The organism is Pseudarthrobacter sp. SORGH_AS 212 (genome assembly GCF_030818145.1).
Classification (GTDB): domain Bacteria; phylum Actinomycetota; class Actinomycetes; order Actinomycetales; family Micrococcaceae; genus Arthrobacter.
This window is the reverse complement of sequence record NZ_JAUTAA010000001.1, coordinates 1,647,680-1,673,807: the sequence shown is the minus strand read 5'-3', so window position 1 is coordinate 1,673,807 and position 26,128 is coordinate 1,647,680. Positions and strand designations below refer to the sequence as shown.

Genomic DNA, 26,128 nt, shown 5'->3' with positions numbered 1-26,128 from the left:
TCGGTGTCCTACCGGACGGCCGCCCCTGGGCTGCCGCCCGTGCCCGCGCTTTCTGCCGGGTGCCGTCCGCCGTACTGTCCAATGTCCTGCCCGATTTCCCAGCCGATCCGGCGCAGCAGGGCGGCGGACAGTTCCGGATCGCGGGACGAATCCAGCTCCGTGTAGTCCGCCAGGGCGTAAACCCGGTCCAGCGGCAGGTCCGCCCACCGCTCCCGGGGCAGGAGCGAGCGTCCGGCCACGCCGAGGACCATGCGGTTTCCTGAGCGGCGGGCGACGGCGGCCGGCAGCTTCCCGGCCAGCGTCTGTTCGTCGATGCTGCCTTCGCCGGTGATGACTACGTCGCAGGGCTCCCGGCGTGCGTCAAAGTCCAGCAGGTCCAGGAAGTAGTCGGCTCCGGAGACCTGGTGTGCCCCCAACAGCAGGCAGGCGAAGCCGATGCCGCCGGCGCTGCCCGCACCCGGATGGGCGGCCAGCTCCGCAACGGAGGAGGTACCGTCCTGCGCCAGGGCCGCCACCAGGTTGCCCATGCCCTGGTCAAGGGCCGCGACATCAGCAGCCGTTGCTCCCTTTTGGGGTCCGAAGACCGCGGGAGCGCCGTTTGGTCCGGCCAGCGGGTTGGACACATCACTCGCCACGACGAGCTCCGTGCCTGCCACCTCCGGTAAGGGTCGGATGTCAACCGAGCTGACCGCTTTCATGGTCCGGCCCGACGCAGTCAGGATGTGGCCGTGGCTATCGCGGAACGTGAACCCCAGGGCGGTCAGCATTCCCATGCCACCGTCGGTGCTGGCGCTGCCGCCAAGTGCCAACACTATCCTGGCCGGATTCAGGCTCAGGGCCACCAGGACGGCTTCGCCGAAGCCGCGGCTGGAGGCATCCAGGGGTTCCAGCGTCCCGTGCGGGAGCAACCCGAGCCCGCAGGTGTTGGCCACCTCCACCACAGCCGTGACGCCGTCGAAAGCGATGCTTGCCTGCACGGGCTGGCCGGTGGGCCCGGAGACCGTGCAGCTGCGCCTGGTAAAGCCGGCGGCGACGGCGGCGTCGACGCTGCCGTCGCCGCCGTCGGCGAGGGGAAGCAACTCGCACCGGACTCCTGCGGGCATCCCCGTGGCACCAGCCGCGGAGCGGATGCCTGCTGCCAGGGCTTCCGCCACCTCTACGGCGGTGAGGCTTCCCTTGAACTTGTCCGGGGCGATGAGTACGGTCTTCGCGGTGGTGACTGCAGTCATGGTCAGACGGTCTTCGAGTAGGCCGGGTGGCGGTCAGCGGACGGGTGCCCGGCGGAGGCAGTGGCTTCGTTTGGGGAACCGATGACGCCGGCGGGTACGGCAGGCGCCGGATCGCCGGCCTGAGCGTGCCTGGCAGAGGGGGTGGCTGCCTGTGCTGCCGGTACCGCTTGTGATGCGGGGGCCAGCGGTTCCACCGTTTCACCGGCGAAGACGCGGCGGGCACGGTCCACATCCAGCGTGCGGTCCCACCGGGCGATGAACAGCGTGGCCACGGCGTTGCCCGTGAAGTTCACGATGGCCCGGCATTCGGACATGAATTTGTCGATGCCGAAGATCAGCATGATGCCGGCGGCGGGGATTGTGCCGATGGTGGTGAGGGTGGCTGTGAGGGCGATGAACCCGCCGCCGGCCACGCCGGCAGCGCCTTTGGAGGTCAGCAGCATGACCGCGAGCAGGCCGAGCTGTTGGCCGATGCTCAGGTCCGTGTTGGTGGCCTGGGCGATGTAGAGGGCAGCCAGGGACAGGTAGATGGCCGCGCCGTCCAGGTTGAAGCTGTAGCCGGTGGGGACCACCAGGCCCACGGTCTCCTTCTTGACGCCGGCGTGCTCGAGCTTGCGCATCAGGCCTGGAAGGGCCGGTTCGGCGGTGGAGGTGCCCAGGATGAGCATGTACTCCTCCTTGAGGTGGCGGATCATCGTGAAGATGTTCAGTTTGAGGAACGCCATGACCGAGCCGAGGACCACCACGATGAAAAGGATGGAGGTGACGTAGAACAGCGCGATCAGCCCGCCCATGCTGGTCAGCGAGGAGACGCCGTACTTGCCCACGGCGAAGGCCATGGCACCGAAGGCGCCCAGCGGCGCGGCCTTCATGATGAATCCGAGGATCTTGAACATCACGCCGGTGAGGCGCTGCACGCCGTCCAGGACCGGGGCGCCCACCTTGCCCATGGCGTTCAGGGCGATGCCGAAGACGACGGCGATGAAGATGATCTGCAGGATGTCGCCTTCAACGAAGGGCCCCGCGATGCTGCTGGGGATGATGTGGGTGATGAACTGCCACCACTCCTGGTGCTGGCCGGCATCGATGAGTTTCGCGGCCGAGTCCGAGGTCTTGATGCTGCTGGCGTCGGCATTGACGCCGTCGCCGAGGCGGAAGATGTTGATGGCCACCAGGCCGAAGATCATGGCGAAGATGGTGCCGACCTGGAAGTACGTCAGCGCCTTCAGCCCGGTCATGCCCACCTTTTTCAGGTCCGCGACGCTGGCGATGCCCCCCACGATGGTGAGGAACACGATGGGGCCGATGAGCATCTTCATCGAGTTCACGAAGGTGGTGCCGATGGGTTCCATGGCGATGCCCGCGGACGGGGCCAGCCAGCCCACCAGGATGCCGACGACGATGGCGGTCAGTACCCAGAAGTACAGCTGTTTGTACCAGCGGGTTTTGGCTGGCGTTTGTTTTCCTGCGGCGGGCTCGCCGGCGGCGGTGATGTGGTCCATGATTCCTACCTCATTGTGGAACGTCTCTGGAGTGGGCATGTGCGGGCAGCTGATGTGCTGGCCGCGGAGGTCCCTGCACCTGGCCGGGGACCTCCGCGGAGGAGTGGGAACTAGACGGTGACCGGGGCCAGCGTCAGGGCCTTGATGATGGCCTCGGTGACGTCCTCGGTGTTGGCTTCGCCGCCGACATCGCGGGTCAGGTGTCCGCTGCCGGTGGCGGCTTCGATGGCAGCCTCAACCTTGCGGGCTTCCTCGTGCAGGCCGAAGTGGTCAAGCATGAGCGCTGCGCTGGCGATCGCGCCGATCGGGTTGCTGATGCCCTTGCCGGCGATGTCCGGGGCGGAACCGTGGACGGGTTCGAACATGGACGGGAAGCGGCGCTCCGGGTTGAGGTTGGCGCTGGCGGCCAGGCCCAGACTGCCGGCCAGGGCGGAACCGAGGTCGGAGAGGATGTCAGCGTTCAGATTGGACGCCACCACTACGGACAGGTCCTCGGGCTTAAGGATGAACTTGGCGCTCATCGCGTCCACCAGGACGCTTTCGGTGCGCACATCCGGGTAATCGAGGGCCACGCGGTTAAAGACTTCGTCCCACAGGACCATGCCGTACTGCTGGGCGTTGGACTTGGTCACCGAGGACACCTTCTTCACGGTGCGGGTGCGGGCCAGGTCGAAGGCGAAGCGCATGATGCGCTCGCAGCCCTTCTCGGTAAACAGTGCCGTCTGCAGGGCCACCTCGTTGCCGGGGCCGCGACCGCTGAGGTTGCGGCCGCCCAGGCCGGCGTACTCGCCTTCGCTGTTCTCGCGGACAACAACCCAGTCCAGCTCGGTGTTGTCGGCCTTGCGCAGCGGGGACTGCACTCCGGGGAGGAACTTCACCGGGCGGATGTTGGCCCACTGGTCGAAGTTCTGGGTGATGTTCAGGCGCAGGCCCCAGAGGCTGATGTGGTCCGGGACGTTTTCCCAGCCGACGGCGCCGAAGTAGATCGCGTCGAAGTCCTTGAGGGCGTCCAGGCCCTTGGGGTCCATCATCAGGCCGGTCTTGGCGTAGTACTCAGAGCCCCAGGGGAACTCGGTCCAGTCGAAGGCGAACTTGCCGTTGGAGTTCCCGGCGAGGGCATCCAAGACCCGGCGGCCGGCTGAAACGACCTCTTTCCCCACACCGTCGGCGGGGATGGAAGCGATGCTGAATGTCTGGGTAGTGCTCATTTTCTGTGTCTCCTCGTTGAGTGGCTTCCAGTGCCGCCCTGTTATCGGCGTCACACTGTTCCTTCCTCTTCAAGTAGACGGTCGGAGGTCCCATAGCGTCCAAGACCAAGATTCGATCCGCTAGATAGGTACAGCCTATGATTTCTGGCGGAAACAGCCCGGCTAGGCCGTCACGTGGAGTTCGGCCACCTTGAGAAACGCGCGGGCGGCAGGGGTGAGGCCTTCCTTCCGGCTGAGGATGGCAACCTCCAGGTAGGAGACTGGCTCGATCAGCAGGGTGCGAAGTCCCGCTTTGTGCGCCGTGGGGGCCCACGACGACGGCATCACCGCATGGCCTACTCCCGCCAGTACCAGCGGGAGGATGGAGGTCCGGTGCGCCACCTCCACGACGATTTCGGCGTTGATTCCGGACGCCAGTGCCTCGTCCACCAGTCCGCGCATCAGCGAGCCGCGCTGGCTGGCGATCAGGCGGTGCCCGCCCAGGTCCTCCCGCTGGATGGCCTTCACGTTGCCGAACGCGTCCGCATGGGGATTGACGATCAGGATCAGCGGCTGCCGTTCCAGTTCCAGGACCTCGACGCCGGGAACGCGGATGGCCGTGGGCGAGCCGGCCAGGCCGATTTCCGTGCTGCCACTGCGGACGGACTCCACCACTTCTTCAGGGGTGAACGCGGCCGAGACGTTGAGGCGCACTGAGGGGTAGGACAGGGTGAAATCGCTGATCATGGAGGTCAGCGGCTCGATCCCCGGCGACGGCATGGTGATGATGTCCAGCCGCCCGCTCCGGATTCCCCGCAGCGACTGGACGGCTGATTGTGCGGCGTCGAGGTCCCGCATCACCACCCGCGCCGGGCCCACTAGTTCCTTGCCCGCATCGCTGAGCACAACCCGCCGCCCGATCCGGTGGAACAGCGGCACTCCCAGTTCCTTCTCGAGGCCGGCGATGGTCTGGGACAGTGACGGCTGGGCAATCAGGAGATGTTCCGCCGCGCGGTTGAACCCGCCGTGGTCAACCACGGCCAGGAAATACTTCAGCTTCCGGGTGTCCATGCAGGTTCCTAAAACGTGGTTACGCGGGTGGCATCGCGGCGGGGATGCCGTCCAGCGCCAGCGGGCCGCCGTCCGTTTCGTGGCTGCTGGACCAGATGTGCCGCATCTCCTCGCTGGACTGTTCCACGATCCTGCTCATGGCAGCGTGGGCGGCGGCAGTTTCGCCGCGCTGGATGGCGCTCGCCACATCCACGTGCAGCTGCAAAGCTTCGTGGTTGGGCAGGTTCGGCATGAGCCCGTGGGCGCTGCGGCCGGTCAGCACCTCCGCCACCAGGTTGTGGAGCTGGGAAAACATCAGGTTGCCGGAGGCTTGGAGCACAGCCGCATGGAACTCGATATCGAGCCGAAGGAATTCTTCCTGGTCTCCGCGCTGACCGGCAGCCCACAGCCGTGCAGCCTGCGATACCAGGTCTGAGCCCGCATCCCAGGAGGCACGCTCCGCTGCCAGCCGCGCGGCCTGCGGTTCGATGGCCCCCCGCAGCTCGTTCAGTGCCTGCAGCTGTTCCAGCCGTTTCGCCGAGGCAAGGCGCCAGCGGATGACCTGCGGATCGTACAGATTCCAGGATTCTTCGGGTTGGACCACTGTGCCCAGGCGGCGCCGCGACTCCAGCATTCCCTTGGAGGAGAGTACCCGGGTCGCCTCCCGGATGACGGAGCGGGAAACGCTGTGCTGCGCCTCGAGTTCGTCCAGGCGGAGGATGGAATGTGCCGCCAGGTTTCCCTCCGCGATGGCAAGGCCCAGTTTCTCAACCAGCGCGTTGTGCAGGTCGAAAGGGGACGCCGCCGCCTTGGGGGTATTCATGAATAGATCATACTGAGACCCGCCAAACCCTTGTATATGTCTGCCTTATTTGCCTAGGATGCCTTTCTAGAGCAGATGTAAAGACGCGTCTGCTATCGGCTCCGCGGCGGACGCGGGCCCTGAAACAAGGGAGTCGTAATGAAGCGACGTTCAATTGTGAAGTACGCGGCGGTGGCTGCGGCGATGTCGCTGGGGCTCACCGCCTGCAGCGGCGGCGGGGGCGGCAGCGACGATGCCAAACAGGCCGGCACCGTCCGGGTCACCCTCGCCAACCATGTCTGGACCGAGGGAATCAAGGCGGCTATCCCCGAATTCGAGCAGTCCAGCGGCCTCAAGGTGGAGCTCACCCAGTTGGGCGAGGACCAGCTCTCAGACCAGTACAACGTCAAGCTCAATGCAGGCAGCGACGAGATCGACGTGATGATGTACCGCCCGCTCCAGGAAGGCAAGGCATTCGCCAAGAACGGCTACCTGGCGGACCTGACCAGCAACGTTTCGTCCGATTCCAACTGGGACTGGAAGGACTACCAGGAAGGCCCCGTGAAGGCCACTACGGTGGACGGCAAGGTGGTGGGCGTCCCGATCATCACCGAACGCGAGGTTCTCTACTACCGTAAGGACCTCCTGCAGGCCGCCGGGCTGCAGGTTCCCAAGACCATGGAGGAACTGGAAGCCGCGGCGAAAGCCATCAAGGAGTCCTCCCCGGACACCGCAGGCTTCGTGGCCCGCACCGGAAAGTCCGCAGCCGTCACCCAGTTCTCCAGCTTCCTCTACAGCTTCGGTGGCGACTTCACCGATTCCAGCGGAAAGTCGGCAGTGAACTCGGATGCCGCCAAGAAGGCCTACGCGTTCTACGGCGGCCTGATCAAGAACTACGGCCCCGCCAATGTCAGCACCGACATGAGCTGGCCCGAGGCCATGGCCATCTTCACGCAGGGCAAGGCCGCTTTCTACACCGAGGCTGACTCGCTCTACAAGAACGCCACGGACCCCGCCAAGTCCAAGGTGGCAGACAACGTCGGATTCGCCGCGCTTCCTGCGGGCCCTGCCGGTTCCAAGCCCTACAACATCCCGTCATGGGCTCTGGGCGTCAACCAGAACACCAGCAACCAGGACAACGCCTGGAAGTTCATCCAGTGGGCAACCAGCAAGGAACGCACCCTCGCGGCCCAGAAGGCCGGCGTACCGGGCCCGCGGGCCTCTGTCTGGGCCAACTCCGAAGGCACCTCCACCTACCCGAAGGACCTCGCCGCCGCCATCGCCACCAGTGCGGAAAACGGTGTGGGCCACGACCGTCCCGAGGTCGTGACCGTCGGCAAGGCGCGCGAAATCGTAGGTGAACCCATCGTCGCAAGCATCACCGGCGCCGATGCATCAGCTGCCGCCGACTCAGCGCACGAGGCCTTCCAGAAGTTCCTGGACGGCGAGAAGTAGCAGCGCAACCGGGGCAGCGATGGCGGTCCGCCGCCCCCTGTCTTACAGGGCCCGGCGGGGAGGCAGCAAGCCTGCCGCCCCGCCGGGCCACCCTTCACCCACCGACTCCTTAGGTGAACCATGTCTGTCATGACTCCTCCCCGCAGTGCTGCCCGTCCGGGCCGTGCCAGCGGTCCCCGGGAAAAGTTCTCGGACTGGGCCAATGCCCACCGCAAGTGGCTTTTCGCGGCCCCTGCGATGCTCTTCGTCGGCATCCTCATCGTCTTTCCCCTGGCCTGGACCCTGTACCTGAGCCTCACCGACTCCCAGGGCTCCGTCCGGGCGGCCACCGAGTTCATCGGATTCCAGAACTACATCGACGTCCTGACGGACACCGAGCGGTTCTGGCCCGCCGTGGGCCGCACCCTGGCCTTCACCGGCGTCGCCCTCGCCGTCGAAGTGGTGCTGGGAATGGGCATTGCCCTCCTCCTTTGGCGGCCGTTCCGCGGTGAAAAGTGGGTCCGGGTGGCCATCCTGCTGCCCCTTGTGGCCACCCCGGTGGCCGTCGGCATGATGTGGCGTCTGATCTTCGATCCCAACATCGGCTTCGCCAACCAGCTCCTGGGCATGGTGGGAATCCCCGCCCAGCCCTGGCTCTCCGGCCAGGACACGGCACTGGGCACCACCATCTTCATGGACATCTGGCAGTGGACCCCCATGGTGGTGCTGATCCTGCTGGCCGGCCTGACCTCCCTCTCCGATGAGCCGGACGAGGCTGCCCGCGTGGACGGTGCCAACGCCTTCCAGCGCTTCTTCTACATCACGCTGCCGCTCATGATGCCCACCGTCATCGTGGCCATCCTGCTGCGCGGCATCGATGCCCTCAAGACCTTCGACATCCTCTACGCCACCAAAGGCAAAGGCGGCGGTTCGTTCCACGAGGTGGAAACGCTCAACGTCTACGCCTACGGCCTGAGCTTCGACTACAACCAGTACGGGGTTTCCTCCGCGGTGCTGATCCTGTTCTTCATGATCATCATCGGCACCATGTGGCTGCTGACCATGCGCAAGAAGGCGGTAACCAAATGACCGTGCTCGATGAAACCCCTGGCGCTGCCACTTCCGCACCGGTGCCTGCCCACCGCCGCCGGAAGCCGCTGGGTACCCGCGCCTACAAGGTGTTCCGGGTGGCCGCGCTCGTGCTCGTGGTGTTGTTCCTCCTGGCGCCGCTGGCATGGATGCTGCTGGCGTCCCTGAAAACGAACGTGGACATCTACGACACCGGCAAGGCGCTGCTGTTCTCTCCCACCATGGAGAACTATGCGAACGTGCTGCAGCGCAACAACTACTTCGTGTTCATCTTCAACAGCTTCTGGGTGGCCTTCGTGTCCACGGCGCTGTCCATCGTCCTGGGCGTCCCGGCTGCCTACGCCATGAGCCGGTTCACCATGCACCGTTCCGCCCTGGTGGTCCTCATGGCCCGGGTCATCCCCGGCGTATCGCTGCTGGTGCCCTGGTACTACGTCTTCTCCAACCTACGGATGGTGGGGAAGTTCGAGGTACTCATCCTCAGCCACATGTTCGTTGCCCTGCCGCTGATCGTCTACATCATGATGAGCTACTTCGATTCCCTGCCGCTGGAGCTTGAGGAATCAGCGCAGGTGGACGGGCTGACCCCCATCGGCGCCTTCCGCCGGATCACGCTGCCGTTGTCCGTGGCGGGCATGGCCACCGCGGGAATCCTGTCGTTCATTTTCTCGTGGAACAACTTCATGTTTGCCCTGGTGCTCTCCGGCGCGAAAACCAAGACACTCCCCGTGGCCATCTTCGACTTCGTGTCCTACGCCAGCATCGACTGGGGCGGACTGATGGCGGCCGCCACCGTGGTCACCATCCCCATCATGATCATTGCGCTCTTCACGCAGAAGTACATCGTCTCCGGCCTCACCGCCGGTGCAACCAAAGGCTAAGGGCTGCATGACACTCATCAGCAGGATCGAAACATTCCTCGTCGCCCCGCGGTGGCTCTTCGTCCGGATCGAGACGGACAGCGGCATCGTCGGCTGGGGCGAAGCCACCTGCGAGGGCCGCAGCGAAACGGTGCGCACCGCCGTCGAACAGCTCTCCGAACTGCTCATCGGCAACGATGCCCTGCGCATCGAGGACCACTGGCAGGTGATGACCAAGGGCTCGTTCTACCGCGGCGGGCCCATCCTGGCCAGCGCGGTTTCCGGGCTGGACCAGGCGCTGTGGGACATTGCCGGCAAGCACTTCAACACCCCGGTCCACCAGCTCCTGGGCGGCCACGTCCGCGACCGGATCCGCATGTACGGGTGGGTGGGCGGCGACGAACCCAACGAGGTGGCGGACCAGATCAGCGCCCAGCTGGACGTTGGCCTCACCGCCGTCAAGATGAACGCCAGCGGACGGATGAGCCCGGTGGCCTCCGTTGCCGAGCTCGACGGCGTCGTGAAGCGTGTGGCGGCCGCCCGGGAGGTCCTGGGCCAACACCGGGACGTTGCCGTGGACTTCCACGGCCGCTTCAGCCTCGCCAACGCCCGCCGCGTGGCGCCGCTGCTGGAACCCTACCGGCCGCTCTTCCTCGAAGAACCGGTGGTTCCGGAGAACACCCACCTGTTGCGGGAGTTCACCTCCTCCACCACCACGCCGGTGTCCACCGGTGAACGGCTGTACAACAGGCAGGAGTTCCTGCCCGCGCTCCAGGCGGGGATCGCCGTTGCCCAGCCGGACCTTTCACATGCCGGAGGTATTACCGAGGTCCGGAAGATCGCCTCGCTGGCCGAGGTGTTCGATGTCCAGCTTGCCCCGCACTGCCCGCTGGGGCCGCTGGCGCTGGCCGCGTGCCTGCAGGTGGGGTTTGCGACACCCAATTTCCTGATCCAGGAACAAAGCATCGGCATTCACTACAACCGCGGCGCGGAGGTGCTGGACTACGTGGTGGACAAGTCGCCGTTCAAGTTCGTCAACGGCCACATCGAGCGGCTGACCGGGCCCGGCCTGGGCATCGAAATTGATGAGGCGGTGGTGAGGGCAGCCGACAAGCGCGGTCACGCCTGGCGCGGACCCGTGTGGCGCCACCCCGACGGCTCCTTCGCAGAATGGTGAACCACATGAAACCCGTAGAATCCACCGGCGCCGGAGTCACGCCGGCCACCGTGCTGGCCGGTATCCGGCGGACCAGGCTCGTCGCCATTGTCCGCGGGAACGACGGCGGTGCTGCTGCCCGCGCCGCCCTGGCCGCGATGGAGGAAGGCTTCCAGTACGTGGAGATCGCGCTGACCACGCCGGACGCCCTGGAGGCGATCACCTCAGTGCGTGCGGCTGCTCCCGCCGGCTCGTTTGTCGGCGCCGGGACGGTCCTGAGCAAGCAGGATGTGGACGACGTCGTTGCCGCGGGCGGCCAGTTCATCGTGACACCTTCCCTTGCGCCGTCCATCGAAGCAGCCGTCGGCCGCGGCATCCCCGTACTGGCCGGGGCGCTGACCCCGAGCGAGTCCTTAGAGGCCATGAACCGCGGGGCCACCGCTGTGAAGCTTTTCCCGGCCTCCATCGGCGGCCCCGGCTACCTCAAGGCCGTCCGGGACCCCTTCCCGGACATACCGTTCATCGCCGTCGGGGGAGTGGGCCTGGGCGAAGCGGCCGGCTACTGGGATGCGGGTGCCTTGGCCGTGGGCCTCGGCGGCCCCCTGTTCGGGGACGCGGCCTCCGGTGGAGACCTGGAGGGCATGCGTGAACGCGCCCGCAAATTCCTCGCCCTGGCCGGGGAGTACAACGGCCGGTCCGCGGAGATCCTGCGGTGACTCCCGCCGTCGGACTTCCTCCCGTGGACCTCCTGACCTTCGGGGAGTCGATGGTCTCGCTGCGCTCCGCGGGTCCGTTGGCCTCCGGCGGAAGCCTTGGCATGCACGTGGCAGGAGCGGAGTCCAACGTCGCCATCGGCGTCACCCGGCTCGGCCACCGGACCGCATGGGCAGGCGTACTGGGCGCAGACCCCCACGGCGAGTTCATCCTGAAACAACTCCGCGGCGAGGGGGTCCACCTGCACCACCGCGTACACCCGGGCCGCAGCACGGGCGTCATGTTCCTCGAACACCGCACCGCGGACGTCAGCCGGGCCTTCTACTACCGCGCGGGCTCGGCCGGATCAACCATTTCCTGTGACGATGTGGACCAGGCCCTCGACGCCGGAGCCCGGGTCCTCCACCTGACCGGCATCACTCCCGCGCTCAGTCCGGATGCGCGGCTGGCCGTGGAGCATGCGGCGGCGCGCGGTGCCCGGGAGGGGATGGTGGTCTCGCTGGACGTGAACTACCGCAGCAAGCTGTGGACCCGGGACCAGGCGCGTGACGTCCTGGCGCCGCTGGCCCGCCACGCCACCATCCTGATCGCGTCCGACGACGAACTGGACCTGGCGATTCCGGCGCCTTCCGCTGCGGGAACCGCCGCCGAGCCCGCCATGGCAGCGCAGCTCCTGGACCTGGGCGTCCGGGAGGTGGTGGTTAAACGTGGTGCCGCCGGTGCCGGCGTCCACACCGCGGACGGCAACCGGGAAGCCGCCGCGGTTCCCGTGACCGGCATCGACACCGTTGGCGCCGGTGACGCGTTCACCGCGGGCTACCTGTCAGCCCTGCTCGACGGCGGGGACGTGGCTGGCCGCCTGCACCGCGGCGCCCTGATGGGTGCTTTCGCCGTGAGCACGGCAGGGGATTGGGAGGGGCTGCCGACACGGGCAGAACTTGCCCTGCTCGAAGCCATGGCCGGAGGGACCACGCAGCGGTAAGCCCGTGTCTTCAGGCCGCTGTGACGGGGATCTTCCGGGTGTGGAGCACCTTCTGCGTGATCCAGTCCAGCAGGTCAACCGTAAGCGTGTAATCGCCGGGCGCCGGCGGGCGCAGCAGCATGTCGTACCGCTCGGCGGCACCGAAGTTGATGATGCTGGTGCGCAGGGGCCCCGTCTCGGAAATGGGCCGCGCCGGTCCTGAAGGGCTGGACGTATCGCGGAACGGCCTGCCGTCGTGGGAGATCAGCTCGGCCATGGACACACGTTCGTTGTCCGCGTTGGTGAAATACGCATTCACCGGGAAATAGTTGGCGTTGAGCAGCCGGAGCAGCGTGGGCTTGATCTTGCCGTTGGGTATGCGGGCCCGGATGCGGCTGAGGATGGCTGGTCCTTCCTTTTTGGCTGTGGACGCGAGTTCACCGCCGAGCAGGTAGAAATGCTTGGGCTGGAATCTGTCCAGGCCGGCATCGTCGCCGGACAGCCCGGCGGCGTGGTTGAGCTCATGCCAGCGCGGGTCCACCGAGTACGGAACCAGGATGGTTTCCGTGGCGGTGTCGTACTCCGGCCCGTCCACGAATGCCCGCCGCGCGCCCGTGCCCACCGGGTAGTCCGGGTGCGGTGCCGGATCAATGATCAGCGGACCGAACATGCCCATTTGCACGTGCAGGGGCGTGTTGACATGGCAGTGGTAGAAGTATGTTCCAGACGCGCCGACGTTCGGGTTCCCGGGTGAGCCCTTTTCGGGCCGCCACTGGTACGTGTACGAGCCCGACACCTCAAAGGAGGTGTGGCCCACGCCGTCGTTCCGTGGATCCGGCTCCATGCCGTGCCAGTGGACGGTATGGACCCGCTTGCTGGGGTGGATGGTGCCGTGGAACAGCTGCCCCTCGGTCAGCCGCACCAGGGGTGCCGGAAAGATACGACCCGATTTTTCCGTCTCGAACGTCCACATTTCGAATTCGCCGCCGTCGTCGAACTTCATCTTGCGGTTGAAGAACTTGAACTCGTGCGCAACGTCAGGCTTCTGGCGGAACTCCGTGGCCGGGCTGCCTTCATGCATCTGGTCTGAGCTGAAGTCTGCCTGGCTGCGGTACAGCGGGTGCCCACCGGTGGCGTCCCCTGGCCCCGGAGCCGCGATGGTCCAATGGCCCACCAGCCCGCCGGGGTACATGCCGCCGCTCGCCACCTGGGAGGGTTCGGCGTGGCAGTGCATCGGGTAGAACCAGTCCGTCTTCCGCGCGTTCCACACCTGGTCGATCGCTTCCGGCGGCCGGCGCAGCGGCAGCATCGAGTCCTTCCGGTCCAGGGGATGCATCTCGATGACGTCTTCCCACTGCTGGAGCTCGATGTGACCGTCGGAGTCGATACGCCCGCCGCTGCGCGGGAAGGCCGTCCCATTCCGCTGAACCGTCCAGAGGTGGTTGCCGTGGAAATGGAGCTGGTGGTGGACCAACCCGGCGTTGACAAAGCGCATCAGCTGCCCGGTCCGGACGGTGCCCGGCGCCACCGACAGGCTGAAGTTGCGGACGTCCACCTGGCGGGCGGAGCCGGACATCAGGGTGTCTTCCTCACGGATTCGGTTGAGTGTTTCGTCGTTGGAGGCGGCGAGGGACTGGAAGCCGCTGCGTCCGTTGAGGGTGAAATAGCGTGGATAGGCGGGATTTTTGTCCGGATCCACTGTTCCCTGGCGGGAGGCAATACCGGCCCACACAGGATCGACGTTGTGGAGCATCCACAGCCATTGGCGCTCAAACTCGTGCCCGCCCGGTCCCGGCAGCCAGGGCGAGTCCGGGTTGACCACCAGCAGGGCGCCGAACAGGCCAAGGATCCGCTGGACGGGGTCGGCCTCGGGATCGGCTGGGTCATCACCCGGATCGCAATAGATGTACGTGCCTTCTGCCGGCGCCTTGAAGGTCACGGTGCCGGTCTGGCCGGGCCTGATGACGCCGGTGCCCTCGTGGCCGCCGTCCCCGCCGGCATTGAGGAACAGGAGTGAATGGTCCTGCGCGAGATTGTTGGTCACCCTGATGGTGATGGTACTTCCGGTCTCGGCGATCAGTGTTCGGTCGGGAAAGAAGCTGGCCCAGTGACTGCGCCGGACCAGGAACTCGCCGGGGTTGAGGGGATCCTCATCGGCAGGTGCGGGCCGTCCCAGTCCAGGCGCCGGTGCGTGAAGCGGATAGGTCCTGCTGGCCACCACTGTGCCGTCGCGCTGGAACACCTGCGGGCTCACCGCCAGGCTGGGTTTGGGGTCGTTCGCCGTGGTCTTGCGGTCCCCGAACCCGCGGTGGTAAACGAGGGACCCGTCCACCATGGGCAGGAAGCCGTCATTGATGTGAAGCTCCAGGGGGCTCACGACCGGACCCCCGCGACAGTCAGTGGCGGCAGCGCCAGCAACTGCGCGGCGTCGTCATCCAGTCCCGAGTATTCGATCTGCATGGTGACGGCATCGTGCGGGGCGAGATAACTGATCCACACCCGTTCCGTGGCGCCGGCAGCGATGGTGCCGGGGCCGTGGTCGGAGTCCTGCGGGGCTACCGTGATGCCTGAAGGCAGCAGCCTGAGCCGCAACTGGCCCGGACTGAAGAGGACCGGCTCCAGTTGGTCGTTGCGTACCGCCACTTCAAGCACAACGACATCACCCCAGGTGAAGTTGCCCGGCTGCGGCCAGTCGGAGTCCAGCAAGGGGTCACTGCCGTGGCCGTGGCCGGTGCTGCGTTGCTGGCTCGAGGCCTGCCGTATTCCCTGTCGGCCGGCGGCTGCAGGGCGCATGCCGTTCTTGACCTGCGATATTGCCGAGGCCAGCGGCTTGGCCGCAGGGTGTCCCTGGGCGTCGAGCCTGGCCAGGCGGCCGGCGTCGACGATGGACACGGCACCAAAGGCTGTGGTGAGGCCGCTGGCGCCGCCGGGCTGGCTGCGCGAGACGACACCGTACGTTGCGCCGCCCAGCAGCAGCAGGGCGCCACCGCCAACGACGAGTCCGAACTGCCGCCGGCTCAGGGGCAGGGCGGCAGTGGACGGTGAAGTGTGGCTCATGGTTCCTCCCCAATATGGTTTCTTGCGGCAACAACCATCGTGGGCGGGTCGCCTAGGAGGGCCCTAGGGGAAAACTTGGGACGCCGTTCAGCATCAAACGGCCGGTATTACCGGACAAGGTCACGGATTCGCTTGGGATCACCGCGGGTGACAGCATTGTTAGATGCTTGAGGCAACCAAATCGCAGAAATCCCCTGAGGGCGAACCACTTAATCCGGCACTGGCAGCGGAAAGCAGGATTGCCCGCGTCGCCGTGACGGTCTTCCCGCTCCTCGTGGTGGCCGCAGGTATCGCGGGGTACTTGCTCCCCGGGACCTTCAAGCCCATGGGGGTCGCCGTGCCTTTCCTGCTGGGCATCATCATGTTCTGCATGGGCCTCACCCTGACCCCGCCCGACTTCGCCGCCGTGGCAAAGCGGCCCTGGGCTGTGGCGCTCGGCATCGTGGCGCACTACGTGATCATGCCCGGCGCCGGCTGGCTCATCGCGCAGGCGCTGAACCTGGAGCCGGAGCTGGCCGTCGGCCTGATCCTGGTGGGCTGTGCCCCGTCCGGCACCGCGTCCAATGTCATGGCCTTCCTCGCCAAGGGTGATGTTGCCCTCTCCGTGGCGGTGGCCTCCGTGTCCACCCTGATCGCCCCCATCGTCACCCCGCTGCTCGTGCTGTTCCTGGCGGGTTCCTACCTGAACATCGACGCCGGCAGCATGGTGGTGGACATCCTCAACACGGTCCTCCTGCCGGTGGTCGCCGGGCTGCTGGCCCGCCTGTTCCTCAAGAAGCTCGTGGATAAGGTGCTGCCGGCACTGCCGTGGGCGTCCGCCGTCGTGATCTCCCTCATCGTGGCCATCGTGGTGGCCGGCAGTGCCAGCAAGATCGTGGCCGCCGGCGGCATCGTGTTCCTGGCCGTGGTCCTGCACAACGGATTCGGCCTGGGACTGGGCTACCTCGCCGGGAAACTGGGCCGCCTGGATGACAAGGCCCGCCGTGCGCTGGCCTTCGAAGTCGGCATGCAAAACTCCGGGCTGGCCGCCACTTTGGCCACGGCACACTTCAGCCCGCTGGCCGCGCTGCCGTCCGCCGTTTTCTCGCTGTGGCACAATATCTCAGGCGCCATAGTGGCAGCTTGGCTGGCCCGCCGCCCCCTCCAGGACACCCCGGCAACGCAGTGACCGGGAATAAATGTGCACGACGGGGCACTTGCCTGCATAGTTAAGCTCCTGCGCCGGTGGGTAATAGACACCGCAGGACAGAAACGAACAGGGGCTTGAATTGGTAGGTAATGCAACCTTCCGGCACACCAACACCGCGCTGCTCTCGGTGAGCAGCGTCGAAGCTCCAAGGATCGTGAGTTCCGTTGACTTCGACCGCCGGCTGGCATCGACACTGCAGCGGCTGAAATTCCCGCCCCGGCTCCTGGAGCGCGTCGCCGGGATCACGCACCGCCGCTGGTGGGCGGCCGGCACGTCGTTTGATGACGCCGCCATCGAGGCAGGAGCCAAGGCCCTTGCCGAGGCCGGCGTGGAAGCGTCCGAGGTTGGCCTGCTGATCAACACCTCGGTTACCCGCCGCAACCTCGAGCCGTCCGTTGCGGTGAAGATCCACCACGGACTGGGCCTCCCGTCGTCGGCCATGAACTTCGACCTCGCCAACGCCTGCCTCGGGTTTGTGAACGGCCTGACCCTCGCGGCCAACATGATCGACTCCGGCCAGATCAAATACGCCGTGATCGTCAACGCCGAGGACGCTGAAGCCACGCAGGAAGCGACGCTCGCCCGGCTGCAGCGGCCCGAAACCACCCGCGAGGACTTCAACCGCGAGTTTGCCACCCTCACCCTGGGCTCCGGGGCTGCCGCTGCCGTCCTGGGCCCGGCAGACGGACACCCCGGCGCGCACCGGCTGGTGGGCGGGGTGATGCGGGCCGGCACCGAACACCACGAACTGTGCGTGGGCGGCATCGACGGCATGTCCACTGACACCAAAGGACTGCTCGACGGCGGCCTGCAGCTCGTGGTGGACGCCTGGCACGAGGCGCAGCCGGAGTGGGACTGGGCCGCCATGGACCGGTACGTCACGCACCAGGTGAGCAACGCCTACACCCAGGCCATCATTGATGCCATCGACCTGGACCCGGCCAAGGTTCCCATCACGTTCCCGCACTGGGGCAACGTGGGACCGGCTTCGCTGCCCATGACCCTTGCCGCCGAATCCCAGTCCCTCGAAGCCGGGGACCGCGTCCTGTGCATGGGAGTGGGCTCAGGCCTGAACACCGCCATGATTGAAATCGTTTGGTAGCCGCCGCCTGGCCCGGCGTGGACCCCGCGTGGTCCCGCGAATTTGCCGTGCCCTCCACCTCCGGTGCGGATGAGCCCGGAACGGTCCGCAACTGGCACATCCTGGATAACGGCGCCCAGCTCGAGGCCCGGGGGCTGACACCCGCAGGCACCCTGCTGTGCGTGCACGGCAACCCCACCTGGTCCTATCTTTGGCGCACGCTGCTTGCCGCCGGGTCCAATCCCGCCCACCCGTGGCGCGTGGTGGCGGTGGACCAGCTTGACATGGGGTTTTCGGAACGCACCGGCACGTTCCGGCGCCTCGCCGACCGCATCAACGACCTGGCCGACCTCACCACGGCGCTGGGACTGGACGGTCCCGTGGTCACCGTGGGACACGACTGGGGCGGGGTCATCAGCCTGGGCTGGGCACTGGCACACCCGGACCAGCTCGCCGGGGTGGTCCTGACCAACACGGCCGTCCACCAGCCGTACACATCCAAAATTCCGCCTGCGCTCCGGCTGGCCCTGCACCCCGCCGTGCACCAGTGGGGAACGGTCACCTCGGACGCCTTCCTGCGGGTCACCCATTCGCTGGCCCACCCGCCGCTTGCCGCCGACATCAAGTCCGCCTACATGGCCCCCTACCGGGGTGCCAGCCGGCGGGCCGGCGTGGGCAACTTCGTGGCCGACATTCCGGTGGACGAATTCCATCCCAGTTTTGCGGCGCTGGCCGGCGTGGCGGAAGGGCTGCGCGGGCTGACAGTCCCGGCCCTGATGTTGTGGGGCCCCCGCGATCCCATCTTTTCCGACCGCTACCTCAAAGACCTCATCGGCAGGCTTCCGCACGCCAAGGTGCACCGCTTCGAGGGCGCGGGACACCTTGTGGCGGAAGACCGGGACATTGCCTCGCCGGTGTTTGAGTGGCTTGCCGGCCGGGAGGGTGCTGCCCCGGGCGGTGCCGTCTTGAACGGTGCTGTCCCGGACGCCGCTGATTCTGGCGCCGACGCTGACACTTCGGGCGCCCCAGCTGATGTTGTGGGCACACCAGCCAGCCCGGCTGCGCCCGAGACCGCTGAATTCCGGCCCCTCTGGACCCTGCTCGGCGAACAGGCCGCAGGGCCCGCCGGCACCGGGTCCGCCGTCGTGGAGATGGCCCCGGACGGCACGGCAGCCCGGTCGCTCAGCTGGCAGCAGCTGGAACAGAAAATCGTGGCCCTCGCTGCCGGGCTGGCGAAAGCCGGAGTAGAGCGCGGCAGCAGGATCAGCCTCATGGTGCCGCCCGGGGTGGACCTCACGGTGGCCCTCTACGCCTGCCTGCGCCTTGGCGCCGTGGTGGTGGTGGCCGATGCCGGACTCGGAACCAAGGGCCTGAGCCGCGCCGTGAAAGGCGCCACCCCGGACTTCATCATCGGCATCGACAAGGCCCTGGCAGCGGCCGCCGCCCTTGGCTGGCCCGGCCGTCGGATCAGCGTGGGCACCCTCCCGGCGGCGCGCCGCCGCCTCCTCGGCGCCGAAACCTCCCTCGCGGAACTGACCCGGCCCGGCGCCGGAAGCGGTGCCGCACAGCCCGCCGGTGCTGCCGACCCCGACGCCCCCGCCGCCGTGCTGTTCACCTCAGGCTCCACCGGGCCGGCCAAGGGCGTGCTCTACACGCACCGGCAGCTGGCCGCGATGCGGGACACCGTGGCCAGCACCTTCGGCATCCGGGCAGGGTCCACCCTGGTTGCCGGCTTCGCTCCCTTCGCCCTCCTGGGCCCGGCGCTGGGCGCTGTGTCCGTCACACCGGCCATGGACGTGACGGCGCCCCGAACGCTGACAGCCCGCGCGCTGGCCGACGCTGCCAGGGCCATCGACGCGACGGTGGTGTTTGCCTCGCCGGCGGCTCTCCGCAATGTCGTTGCCACCCGGGAAGACCTCGATGAGGCGGGACTGAAGGCGCTGGCCCGCGTTGAGCTGCTGCTCTCCGCTGGAGCCCCCGTCCCCGAACCGCTCCTGGCAGAGGTCCAGCAGCTGGTCCCCGCCGCCTCGCTGCATACCCCTTATGGGATGACGGAAGCCCTGCCGGTCACGGACATCAGCCTGGAACAGATCAGGGAAGCGGACGCCGAAACAGCGGGCGGACACCTCCAGGGCGGCGGCAACGGCGTGTGCGTCGGCAAACCCGTCCACGGAGCACGCCTGTCCATCATCCCGCTCGCGGCGGACGGCACCGCGTCCGGAACCAGCCCGGTGACGGACGCCGGCGTGACCGGTGAAATCCTGGTCAGCGCCCCACACGTCAAGGACTCGTACGACAGGCTCTGGCTGACCCAGCGGGAAAGCGCCGGCCTGCCCGGCTGGCACCGCACCGGGGACGTGGGGCACTTCGACGCCGCCGGGAGGCTCTGGGTGGAAGGCCGCCTCGCGCACGTGGTGACCGCACCCGGCGCCGCGGTAACCCCCGTGGGTGCCGAGCAGGCCATCGAACGGCTGGAGGGTGTCCGGCTGGCCGCCGTCACGGGCGTGGGTCCGTCCGGTACGCAGGCCGTGGTGGCCGTCGTCGAGACCGTGCCTCCAACGCGCACCGCGGGACCGGCTGAACCGGCACTCGCCGCAAGCGTCCGTACAGCAGCCCGCACGGCCGGCGTCGAAATCTCCGCGGTGCTGGCCGTTCCCGCACAGCCCACCGACATCCGGCATAACGCCAAAATCGACAGGACACGCCTTTCGCGGTGGGCAACGCGCGTGCTGGCCGGCGGCCGGCCGGGGAAGCCGTGAGGGTCCTGGTCACCGGCGCCAGCGGCATGCTCGGCGGCGCCGTTGCGCGGCTCCTGGTCCGCGAGGGCCACACCGTCACCACGCTGCAGCGGCGCCCGTCGGGGGTCGACGGCGCCACGGACCTCTGCGGGTCCATCACCGATGCCGGGGTGCTGAAGGACGCCGTCCGGGGCCAGGACGGCGTCATCCACCTGGCCGCGAAGGTCTCCTTCACAGGACACGCGGCGGAGTTCGACGAGGTGAACATCGAGGGCACCCGCCGGCTCCTGGACGCCGCCCGGGCGGCCGGCGTTCCGGACTTCGTGTTCGTTTCCTCCCCGTCCGTGGCGAATTCCGGTGCCGCCATTGTGGGGCTGGGCGCGGGCCCGGCAGACCCGGAGCACGCCCACGGCGACTACGCACGCACCAAGGGAGCCGCTGAACTGCTGGCCCTGGCCGCTGATTCCCCGGGCTTCCGGGTGGCCGCCGTGCGCCCGCACATCGTCTGGGGCCCGGGCGACACCCAACTGGTGGAGCGCGTCCTGGCGCGCGCCGCCGTCGGCCGCCTGCCCTTGCTGGACGCCGGAGCGGCCCTGATCGACACCACCTACGTGGACAACGCGGCGTCCGCCATGGTGGCCGCCCTGAACCGCTTGGACCACGTCCACGGGCAGGCGGTGGTGGTCAGCAACGGCGAGCCCCGTCCCGTCGGCGAGCTGATCGCCGGCATCTGCGCCGCCGGCGGTGTTGCGGCACCGAAGTGGGCCGTTCCCGGCGCCGTGGCCCGGGGCGTGGGGGCTGTGGTGGAAAAGCTGTGGCTGTGGGCCGGACGCACCGAAGAGCCGCCGATGACCAGGTTCCTCGCCGAGCAGCTGTCCACCGCCCACTGGTTCGACCAGCGCCGCACCCGGGAGCTCCTGGACTGGACTCCTGCGGTGTCGCTGGATGAAGGACTCGCGAAGCTGGCCAGTCACTACCGGCCGGGATCGGCAAGCCTTTTCATTCAGTGAAACCGGCCGCGCCGTGCGGCTTCGCGATACCCCACAGTTGATTCATGACGCAGCCCACACCGGGCTTGTCAGGCAGCCACCACAGGATCATCACGGGACAGAACGGCGCGGTACACATGGAGTCAACGACGACGGCGGGGCGGATCCTTCGGGGGATTGAGTTCGCCCGCCCCGGTGGCGGAGCGCCGCTGCTGCTGGACCTCTACCTCCCGGCGGCGGATCCCGCCCGGGGCCCCGCTTCGGGCGCCCCGCGCCCCGCGGTGGTCCACTTCCACGGCGGCGGCTGGCGGACGGGGGAGCGTTCCTCGCTGGGGCCCACCGTGGACAGTTTTGGACTCAGCCCCATTGAACAGCTGGTGGACGCCGGCTTCGTGGTGGCCTCCGCTGACTACCGGCTCACGGATAGCGCCACATTTCCCGCCCAGCTGCATGACGCCAAGGCAGCGGTCCGCTGGGTCCGGGCGCACGCCGCCGATTACGACGTGGACCCCGGGCGCATCTACGCGTGGGGCGACTCTGCGGGCGGACACCTCGCCAGCCTGGTTGGCCTGACCGCCGGGTCAGCCGCGTTTGCCGACGACGGCGGCACCGGGACCGCTGACGGCGTCGCCGCGGTGGTGGCCTGGTATCCGCCCACCGACCTGGTGCGGATGGGTGCCCAGGCCCGGCCCGATGCCGTTGCCAGCGCCGACGACCCGGGTTCCCGGGAAGCCCTGCTCATCGGGGCCCAGCCCGCCGACGCCCCGGACAAGGCCACGGCCGCCAGCCCCCTCACCTACGTGCATACGGGTGCACCGGCCTTCCTCCTCATCCACGGAACGGACGACAGGTTCGTCCCGACGGCCCAGTCCACCGCCCTTGCCGGGGCGCTGGAAGACGCGGGCGCCGCCGTCGAACTTCTCCTGCTGGACGGCGCGGACCATATGTGGTCCACCCCGAATGGCAGCAGCGCGGCCGCCGAAACGGCTACCGCCGCAACCCTTGATTTCCTCCGCCGCCAGTCGGAGCACTGATTTTCCACCACGCCCGGGCGGCCCGATTGCCCGGCCGCCAGACCTGAAAGGCCACCTCATGCAGTTCATCGGCATCAACCACAACGGCGAATCCTGGGCGGCAGCCCTCGCCGGACGGCACGTCCTCCCGCTGGCCACCGTCACCGACTTCTGGGCCGACCCGGAGGGATGGCAGGACAAGGCAAGCACACTGGTTGCCGCCGCCGCGTCCCCTGCCGGCGCGGAGGGTAAGGAAACGTCCGACGCCGGCTCCTGGCTGGTGCGGGACAGCGTCACCGAGGTGCCGCTCGTCCCCGCCGCGGCCCGGGTCATCTGCGTGGGCCTGAACTACAAGGCTCACGTGGCCGAAGGAAGCTTCAAGGACCAGGAACTGCCCCCGTACCCCACCCTGTTCGCCCGCTGGACGGCGTCCCTGTCCGTAGGCAACGTCCCGGTTCCCGTCCCGGCCGGTGAGGCCGGATTGGACTGGGAGGGGGAAGTGGCTGCCTACATCGGCCGCCGGGTCGAATCGGCGGACGAGGCCACTGCGGCGGACGCCGTCTTTGGCTACTCCACCTTCAACGACATCACCTCCCGCAAGGCCCAGAAACTGACCTCGCAGTGGACGCTGGGCAAGAACGGCGACTTCAGCGGGCCCCTGGGCCACCTGGTCAGCCGCGACGAGGTGGGCGACCTCCGCGACGGGCTCCAGGTCCGAACCCTGGTGAACGGCATCGAAGCCCAGAACGGCAACACCCGGGACATGATCTTCTCCGTGCCGGCCATCATCTCGCTCATCAGCCAGACTTTCACCCTGCACCCGGGCGACGTCATCGCCACCGGCACCCCGGAAGGCGTTGGCTACGCACGCACCCCGCAGTGGCTGCTGCAGCCCGGTGACACAGTGGTGGTGGAGATCGAGAAGCTCGGCACCCTGACCACCCCCGTGGGCGACATTTCCCTGCGGAGCCGTGCCTGATGGACACCTCGCAGGGCACCTTCCCGTGCGCTTTCCCCGTGACGGATGCGGCGGACATCCCCGGTGAGGTCCAGGTCCTCATTGCCGGCGGCGGCCCCAGCGGACTGTTCCTGGCGCTTGACCTCGCCTCCCGCGGCGTGGCCAGCACGGTGGTTGAACCCCGCACCGGCGTGGACCACACCCGGCCCCGGGCCAAGACCACCAACGCCCGCACCATGACCCACCTGCGCCGGCTGGGGCTGGCCGGGGCCCTCCGCGACGCATCACCGCTGCCGGTGGACTACGCCCAGGACGTCATCTTCTGCACCGGCCTGACGGGCCCGGCCGCACACGAGCTGCGCCGGTTCCGCAACGCCTTCCAGCTGGTTCCCGGCCGCTACGGCCCGCAGCCGGAAGGCGGGCAGCAGGTGCCGCAGCCGGTCCTCGAGGAGGTGCTCCGGGCCGCAGTCGACAGCCATCCGCTGGTGACATTCGTGACCGGATGGTCTGTCAGCGGGGTCCATGAGGCGGGTGACACTGCCCGGGCGGCGCACACCGCAGTTGTTTCGAACGGCACGTCCGCTGCCGCCCGCACCATCGCGGCGGAATATGTGATCGGTGCCGATGGCGGGTCCTCCGCCGTCCGCCGCAGCCTGGGCATCCGCCTGGAGGGTGGCTCCGCTGCGCTGTCCAACATCAGCATCCTCTTCCGCTCCGAGTCGCTGGCTTCCGCCATCACGCTGGACCCGGCCGTGCAGTACTGGGTGGTGGGTTCGGGAACGTCCGGCATGGTGGGGCCCATGGACCTGGACGGCACCTGGTGGGCCATTGTGCAGGGCGTGGATCCGTCCGTTACCGTCAGCACGGAGGACGCGGGCGCCATGGTCCGCGCGCTCGTGGGCGCCGAGGTGGACATCGAGGTGCTGGCCACCGATCCGTGGACCGCCCGCATGCTGCTGGCCCCCGACTACAGCCGGGGCACCATTTTCCTGGTGGGCGACGCCGCGCACCTCAACCCGCCGTGGGGCGGCCACGGCTTCAACACCTGCATCGGCGACGCCGCCAACCTGGCCTGGAAGCTGGCCGCAGCCATCAACGGGTGGGGCGGTCCTGCGCTGTTGGCCAGCTACGGCCAGGAGCGCCGGCCGGTGGCTGACCGCACCATCGGCGACGCCGCACGGAACGGCAAGGCGCTGGCGTACCACTTCGCGGATCCGGAACTGGCGGCCTCCGGGCCCGCCGGCGACGCCGCGCGGCAAACGGCCCGCGAAGCGTTGGCCGTGAAGCAGAGCGAGTTCGATTCCCTGGGGCTGGTGCTGGGTTATGCGTACACCGGCTCGCCCCTGGTGGTGCCCGACGGCCTGCCTGTACCGCCCGAGGACCCCATCCACTACGTCCCGTCCGCCAGCCCGGGGGCACTGCTGCCGCATGCCTGGCTGGCGGAGTCCTTCTCCCTGTACAGCGCGCTGGGCCCCGGGTTCACGCTCCTGGCCGACGCCGGTGCGCTGGGCGGGGTGCCGGCGGATGAGGCTTTTGCGCCGGTAGTGGAAGCAGCGGCCCGGCAGGGCATTCCGGTGACCGTCGCCGCCGTCGGCCCTTCCGGCGACGGCACCCGCCTTTCCGAACTGTGGGGCGCCGACGCCGTGCTGGTCCGGCCCGACCAGCACGTGGCGTGGCGGGGCAATTCAGCCGCGGCCGCCGCGGCCGCGCTGTCCGTTGCGGCGGGCCGGCTTCCCCGGTTGCCGCAAGAAGCCGCAGCCAGTGGGACGGCACACCTGCCGGTCACAGAAATCCCAGCAGCCGACTTTCCAGCACCAGAATTTCCAGCGAGGAGCACCCGTGTCGACGCCGTCATTCCGTGATTACCTGTTTGCCCCGGACCATCCGCGCGTCGCGGAGATCCGCGGCCTGAACGCCCGCGAATACGCCGAAGCTGCGAAGACCGACTCCTTCGCGGGCCCGATGATCGAGGGCTGGCAGAAGCTCTACCCGCAGCCGTTCAGGGGCGTCACCAACGACGGCGTCCGACGGGAAGGCCTGTTTCCGCTCGCTCCCGCCCGGTCCGGGGAGGAAGCGCCGACGGCGGACATGGCGGCCGCCGCGCGCAAGCTCCTGGGCACCCTCACACCGGAACAGGCGGAAAAGCTCTCATACGCCGTGGACGCACCCGAGTGGCAGAGCTGGGCCAACCCCGAGTTCATGCAGCACGACACCGGGCTGCGCCTGGACGAGCTGGACGGGCCGGTCCGGGACTCGATCCTTGCGGTTGTGGAGGCGAGCCTGTCCGGAGAAGGGTTTGAGCTGGTCCGGAACCTGATGCGCATCAACGGCTTCCTGGGCGACCTGGTGGAACTGCCGCTGCTCATGAACGAATTCAGCTACAACTTTGCCCTCTACGGGCAGCCGTCCGAAGCGGAACCGTGGGGGTGGCAGCTGTTCGGCCACCACGCGGCGCTGAACTGCCTGGTGGCAGGCACCCAGCTGGTGCTCTCGCCGGTATTCATGGGCGCCGAGCCGGACATGATCGACGCCGGCCCGCACCGGGGCGTGAAGGTCTTCAAGGAGCGCATCGCCCTGGCCCGGCAGCTGATGGGTGCGCTGCCCGCGGACGTTCGTTCCAGCGTCGTGTCCTACGGCTCCATGGTGGACCCGGCAATGCCTGAGGGCCGCATCCACCCCGGCGACGAGCGCCACCTGGGCGGCTGCTTCCAGGACAACCGGGTGATCCCGTACGAGGGCATCCTGGTGGCGGACATGCCGGCGGAAGCCCGCGGACTCCTGGACGCCGTGGTGGACGACTTCATCGGCTACCTTCCGGACGGACCCCGCGCCGCCCGCCGTCGGGAAATCCAGGAGCACTACGGCGAGACGTACTTCAGCTGGATCGGCGGCTGGGAGGGGGACGAGGCGTTCTACTTCCGCCTGCAGAGCCCGGTGGTGGTGCTGGAACTGGACCACCACACCGGCGTGTTCCTCAGCAACGATGAACCTGCCCCGTTCCACATGCACACCGTGGTCCGCACCCCCAACGGCAACGACTACGGCCGCGAACTGGCCAGGCAGGCAACTTCCTGACCAGTACCCGGTCATTGCGGATGGTCTGTGAACAGCAGAAGGCC

21 protein-coding genes are annotated in these 26,128 nt (G+C 67.9%); 14 read left to right on the top strand and 7 right to left on the bottom strand.

The window, feature by feature from the left end; genetic code table 11:
* Positions 1-8 precede the first annotated feature (8 nt).
* The 5 genes from QE394_RS07630 to QE394_RS07610 all read right to left on the bottom strand — a co-directional run bounded on the left by QE394_RS07630 (position 9) and on the right by QE394_RS07610 (position 5,791).
* Positions 9-1,229, bottom strand: a complete 1,221-nt coding sequence (locus tag QE394_RS07630; RefSeq protein ID WP_349034198.1) for a glycerate kinase — start codon at positions 1,227-1,229, stop codon at positions 9-11.
* A 2-nt stretch (positions 1,230-1,231) separates the two neighbouring features.
* Positions 1,232-2,731 (bottom strand): C4-dicarboxylate transporter DctA, encoded by a 1,500-nt coding sequence (gene dctA, locus QE394_RS07625; RefSeq protein ID WP_349034197.1) that lies wholly within the window; start codon positions 2,729-2,731, stop codon positions 1,232-1,234.
* Positions 2,732-2,841: 110 nt separating this feature from the next.
* Positions 2,842-3,939 (bottom strand): tartrate dehydrogenase, encoded by a 1,098-nt coding sequence (locus QE394_RS07620; protein ID WP_349034196.1) that lies wholly within the window; start codon positions 3,937-3,939, stop codon positions 2,842-2,844.
* Between the two features lie 162 nt (positions 3,940-4,101).
* Positions 4,102-4,989, bottom strand: coding sequence for a LysR family transcriptional regulator (locus QE394_RS07615; protein WP_349034195.1), 888 nt, complete (start codon positions 4,987-4,989; stop codon positions 4,102-4,104).
* 19 nt (positions 4,990-5,008) lie between these two features.
* The gene (locus tag QE394_RS07610) at positions 5,009-5,791 is read right to left on the bottom strand and encodes an FCD domain-containing protein (RefSeq protein ID WP_349034194.1); all 783 of its coding nucleotides are present in this window, start codon (positions 5,789-5,791) and stop codon (positions 5,009-5,011) included.
* A gap of 138 nt (positions 5,792-5,929) precedes the next feature.
* Here QE394_RS07610 and QE394_RS07605 point away from each other — a divergent pair, with 138 nt between their 5' ends.
* The 6 genes from QE394_RS07605 to QE394_RS07580 all read left to right on the top strand — a co-directional run bounded on the left by QE394_RS07605 (position 5,930) and on the right by QE394_RS07580 (position 12,005).
* Positions 5,930-7,225, top strand: coding sequence for a sugar ABC transporter substrate-binding protein (locus QE394_RS07605; protein ID WP_056082658.1), 1,296 nt, complete (start codon positions 5,930-5,932; stop codon positions 7,223-7,225).
* Between the two features lie 129 nt (positions 7,226-7,354).
* Positions 7,355-8,293, top strand: a complete 939-nt coding sequence (locus QE394_RS07600) for a sugar ABC transporter permease (protein WP_349034193.1) — start codon at positions 7,355-7,357, stop codon at positions 8,291-8,293.
* On the top strand, positions 8,290-9,174 hold the full coding sequence (locus tag QE394_RS07595) for a carbohydrate ABC transporter permease (RefSeq protein ID WP_056082651.1): 885 nt from the start codon (positions 8,290-8,292) through the stop codon (positions 9,172-9,174). The genes QE394_RS07600 and QE394_RS07595 overlap by 4 nt, the downstream gene beginning before the upstream one ends.
* A gap of 7 nt (positions 9,175-9,181) precedes the next feature.
* Positions 9,182-10,330 (top strand): galactonate dehydratase, encoded by a 1,149-nt coding sequence (gene dgoD, locus QE394_RS07590; protein ID WP_349034192.1) that lies wholly within the window; start codon positions 9,182-9,184, stop codon positions 10,328-10,330.
* Between the two features lie 5 nt (positions 10,331-10,335).
* Entirely contained in the window at positions 10,336-11,025 is a 690-nt protein-coding gene (locus tag QE394_RS07585; protein ID WP_261618612.1) for a bifunctional 4-hydroxy-2-oxoglutarate aldolase/2-dehydro-3-deoxy-phosphogluconate aldolase, read from the top strand.
* Entirely contained in the window at positions 11,022-12,005 is a 984-nt protein-coding gene (locus QE394_RS07580; RefSeq protein WP_349034191.1) for a sugar kinase, read from the top strand. Before QE394_RS07585 ends, QE394_RS07580 begins: the two co-directional genes overlap by 4 nt.
* Positions 12,006-12,015: 10 nt before the next feature.
* Here the strand turns inward: QE394_RS07580 and QE394_RS07575 are convergent, their stop codons facing one another.
* Together QE394_RS07575 and QE394_RS07570 are read right to left on the bottom strand one after the other, a co-directional pair.
* Complete coding sequence (locus QE394_RS07575; RefSeq protein WP_349034190.1) at positions 12,016-14,361, bottom strand: multicopper oxidase domain-containing protein; 2,346 nt, start codon at positions 14,359-14,361, stop codon at positions 12,016-12,018.
* A complete protein-coding gene (locus tag QE394_RS07570) occupies positions 14,358-15,041 on the bottom strand; it encodes a hypothetical protein (protein WP_349034189.1) in 684 nt (227 codons plus the stop codon). Before QE394_RS07570 ends, QE394_RS07575 begins: the two co-directional genes overlap by 4 nt.
* A gap of 163 nt (positions 15,042-15,204) precedes the next feature.
* Here QE394_RS07570 and QE394_RS07565 point away from each other — a divergent pair, with 163 nt between their 5' ends.
* The 8 genes from QE394_RS07565 to QE394_RS07530 all read left to right on the top strand — a co-directional run bounded on the left by QE394_RS07565 (position 15,205) and on the right by QE394_RS07530 (position 26,084).
* On the top strand, positions 15,205-16,209 hold the full coding sequence (locus tag QE394_RS07565) for a bile acid:sodium symporter family protein (RefSeq protein ID WP_056082645.1): 1,005 nt from the start codon (positions 15,205-15,207) through the stop codon (positions 16,207-16,209).
* A 100-nt stretch (positions 16,210-16,309) separates the two neighbouring features.
* Positions 16,310-17,332 (top strand): 3-oxoacyl-ACP synthase III, encoded by a 1,023-nt coding sequence (locus tag QE394_RS07560; RefSeq protein WP_056082642.1) that lies wholly within the window; start codon positions 16,310-16,312, stop codon positions 17,330-17,332.
* Complete coding sequence (locus QE394_RS07555; protein WP_349034188.1) at positions 17,326-20,070, top strand: alpha/beta fold hydrolase; 2,745 nt, start codon at positions 17,326-17,328, stop codon at positions 20,068-20,070. Before QE394_RS07560 ends, QE394_RS07555 begins: the two co-directional genes overlap by 7 nt.
* Positions 20,067-21,059, top strand: coding sequence for an NAD-dependent epimerase/dehydratase family protein (locus QE394_RS07550; protein WP_349034187.1), 993 nt, complete (start codon positions 20,067-20,069; stop codon positions 21,057-21,059). The genes QE394_RS07555 and QE394_RS07550 overlap by 4 nt, the downstream gene beginning before the upstream one ends.
* A 44-nt stretch (positions 21,060-21,103) precedes the next feature.
* Positions 21,104-22,072, top strand: a complete 969-nt coding sequence (locus tag QE394_RS07545; RefSeq protein ID WP_349034186.1) for an alpha/beta hydrolase — start codon at positions 21,104-21,106, stop codon at positions 22,070-22,072.
* Positions 22,073-22,130: 58 nt separating this feature from the next.
* Positions 22,131-23,030 (top strand): fumarylacetoacetate hydrolase family protein, encoded by a 900-nt coding sequence (locus tag QE394_RS07540; protein ID WP_261618617.1) that lies wholly within the window; start codon positions 22,131-22,133, stop codon positions 23,028-23,030.
* Entirely contained in the window at positions 23,030-24,871 is a 1,842-nt protein-coding gene (locus QE394_RS07535) for an FAD-dependent monooxygenase (protein ID WP_349034185.1), read from the top strand. The genes QE394_RS07540 and QE394_RS07535 overlap by 1 nt, the downstream gene beginning before the upstream one ends.
* Complete coding sequence (locus QE394_RS07530) at positions 24,849-26,084, top strand: DUF3500 domain-containing protein (protein ID WP_349034184.1); 1,236 nt, start codon at positions 24,849-24,851, stop codon at positions 26,082-26,084. The genes QE394_RS07535 and QE394_RS07530 overlap by 23 nt, the downstream gene beginning before the upstream one ends.
* Positions 26,085-26,128: the final 44 nt, after the last annotated feature.

Bases quoted from the DNA above. Each gene is read 5' to 3' on its own strand.
- QE394_RS07630 (WP_349034198.1), bottom strand. From the start codon at position 1,229: ATGACTGCAGTCACCACCGCGAAGACCGTACTCATCGCCCCGGACAAG.
- dctA (WP_349034197.1), bottom strand. From the start codon at position 2,731: ATGGACCACATCACCGCCGCCGGCGAGCCCGCCGCAGGAAAACAAACG.
- QE394_RS07620 (WP_349034196.1), bottom strand. From the start codon at position 3,939: ATGAGCACTACCCAGACATTCAGCATCGCTTCCATCCCCGCCGACGGT.
- QE394_RS07615 (WP_349034195.1), bottom strand. From the start codon at position 4,989: ATGGACACCCGGAAGCTGAAGTATTTCCTGGCCGTGGTTGACCACGGC.
- QE394_RS07610 (WP_349034194.1), bottom strand. From the start codon at position 5,791: ATGAATACCCCCAAGGCGGCGGCGTCCCCTTTCGACCTGCACAACGCG.
- QE394_RS07605 (WP_056082658.1), top strand. From the start codon at position 5,930: ATGAAGCGACGTTCAATTGTGAAGTACGCGGCGGTGGCTGCGGCGATG.
- QE394_RS07600 (WP_349034193.1), top strand. From the start codon at position 7,355: ATGACTCCTCCCCGCAGTGCTGCCCGTCCGGGCCGTGCCAGCGGTCCC.
- QE394_RS07595 (WP_056082651.1), top strand. From the start codon at position 8,290: ATGACCGTGCTCGATGAAACCCCTGGCGCTGCCACTTCCGCACCGGTG.
- dgoD (WP_349034192.1), top strand. From the start codon at position 9,182: ATGACACTCATCAGCAGGATCGAAACATTCCTCGTCGCCCCGCGGTGG.
- QE394_RS07585 (WP_261618612.1), top strand. From the start codon at position 10,336: ATGAAACCCGTAGAATCCACCGGCGCCGGAGTCACGCCGGCCACCGTG.
- QE394_RS07570 (WP_349034189.1), bottom strand. From the start codon at position 15,041: ATGAGCCACACTTCACCGTCCACTGCCGCCCTGCCCCTGAGCCGGCGG.
- QE394_RS07565 (WP_056082645.1), top strand. From the start codon at position 15,205: ATGCTTGAGGCAACCAAATCGCAGAAATCCCCTGAGGGCGAACCACTT.
- QE394_RS07545 (WP_349034186.1), top strand. From the start codon at position 21,104: ATGACGCAGCCCACACCGGGCTTGTCAGGCAGCCACCACAGGATCATC.
- QE394_RS07540 (WP_261618617.1), top strand. From the start codon at position 22,131: ATGCAGTTCATCGGCATCAACCACAACGGCGAATCCTGGGCGGCAGCC.
- QE394_RS07535 (WP_349034185.1), top strand. From the start codon at position 23,030: ATGGACACCTCGCAGGGCACCTTCCCGTGCGCTTTCCCCGTGACGGAT.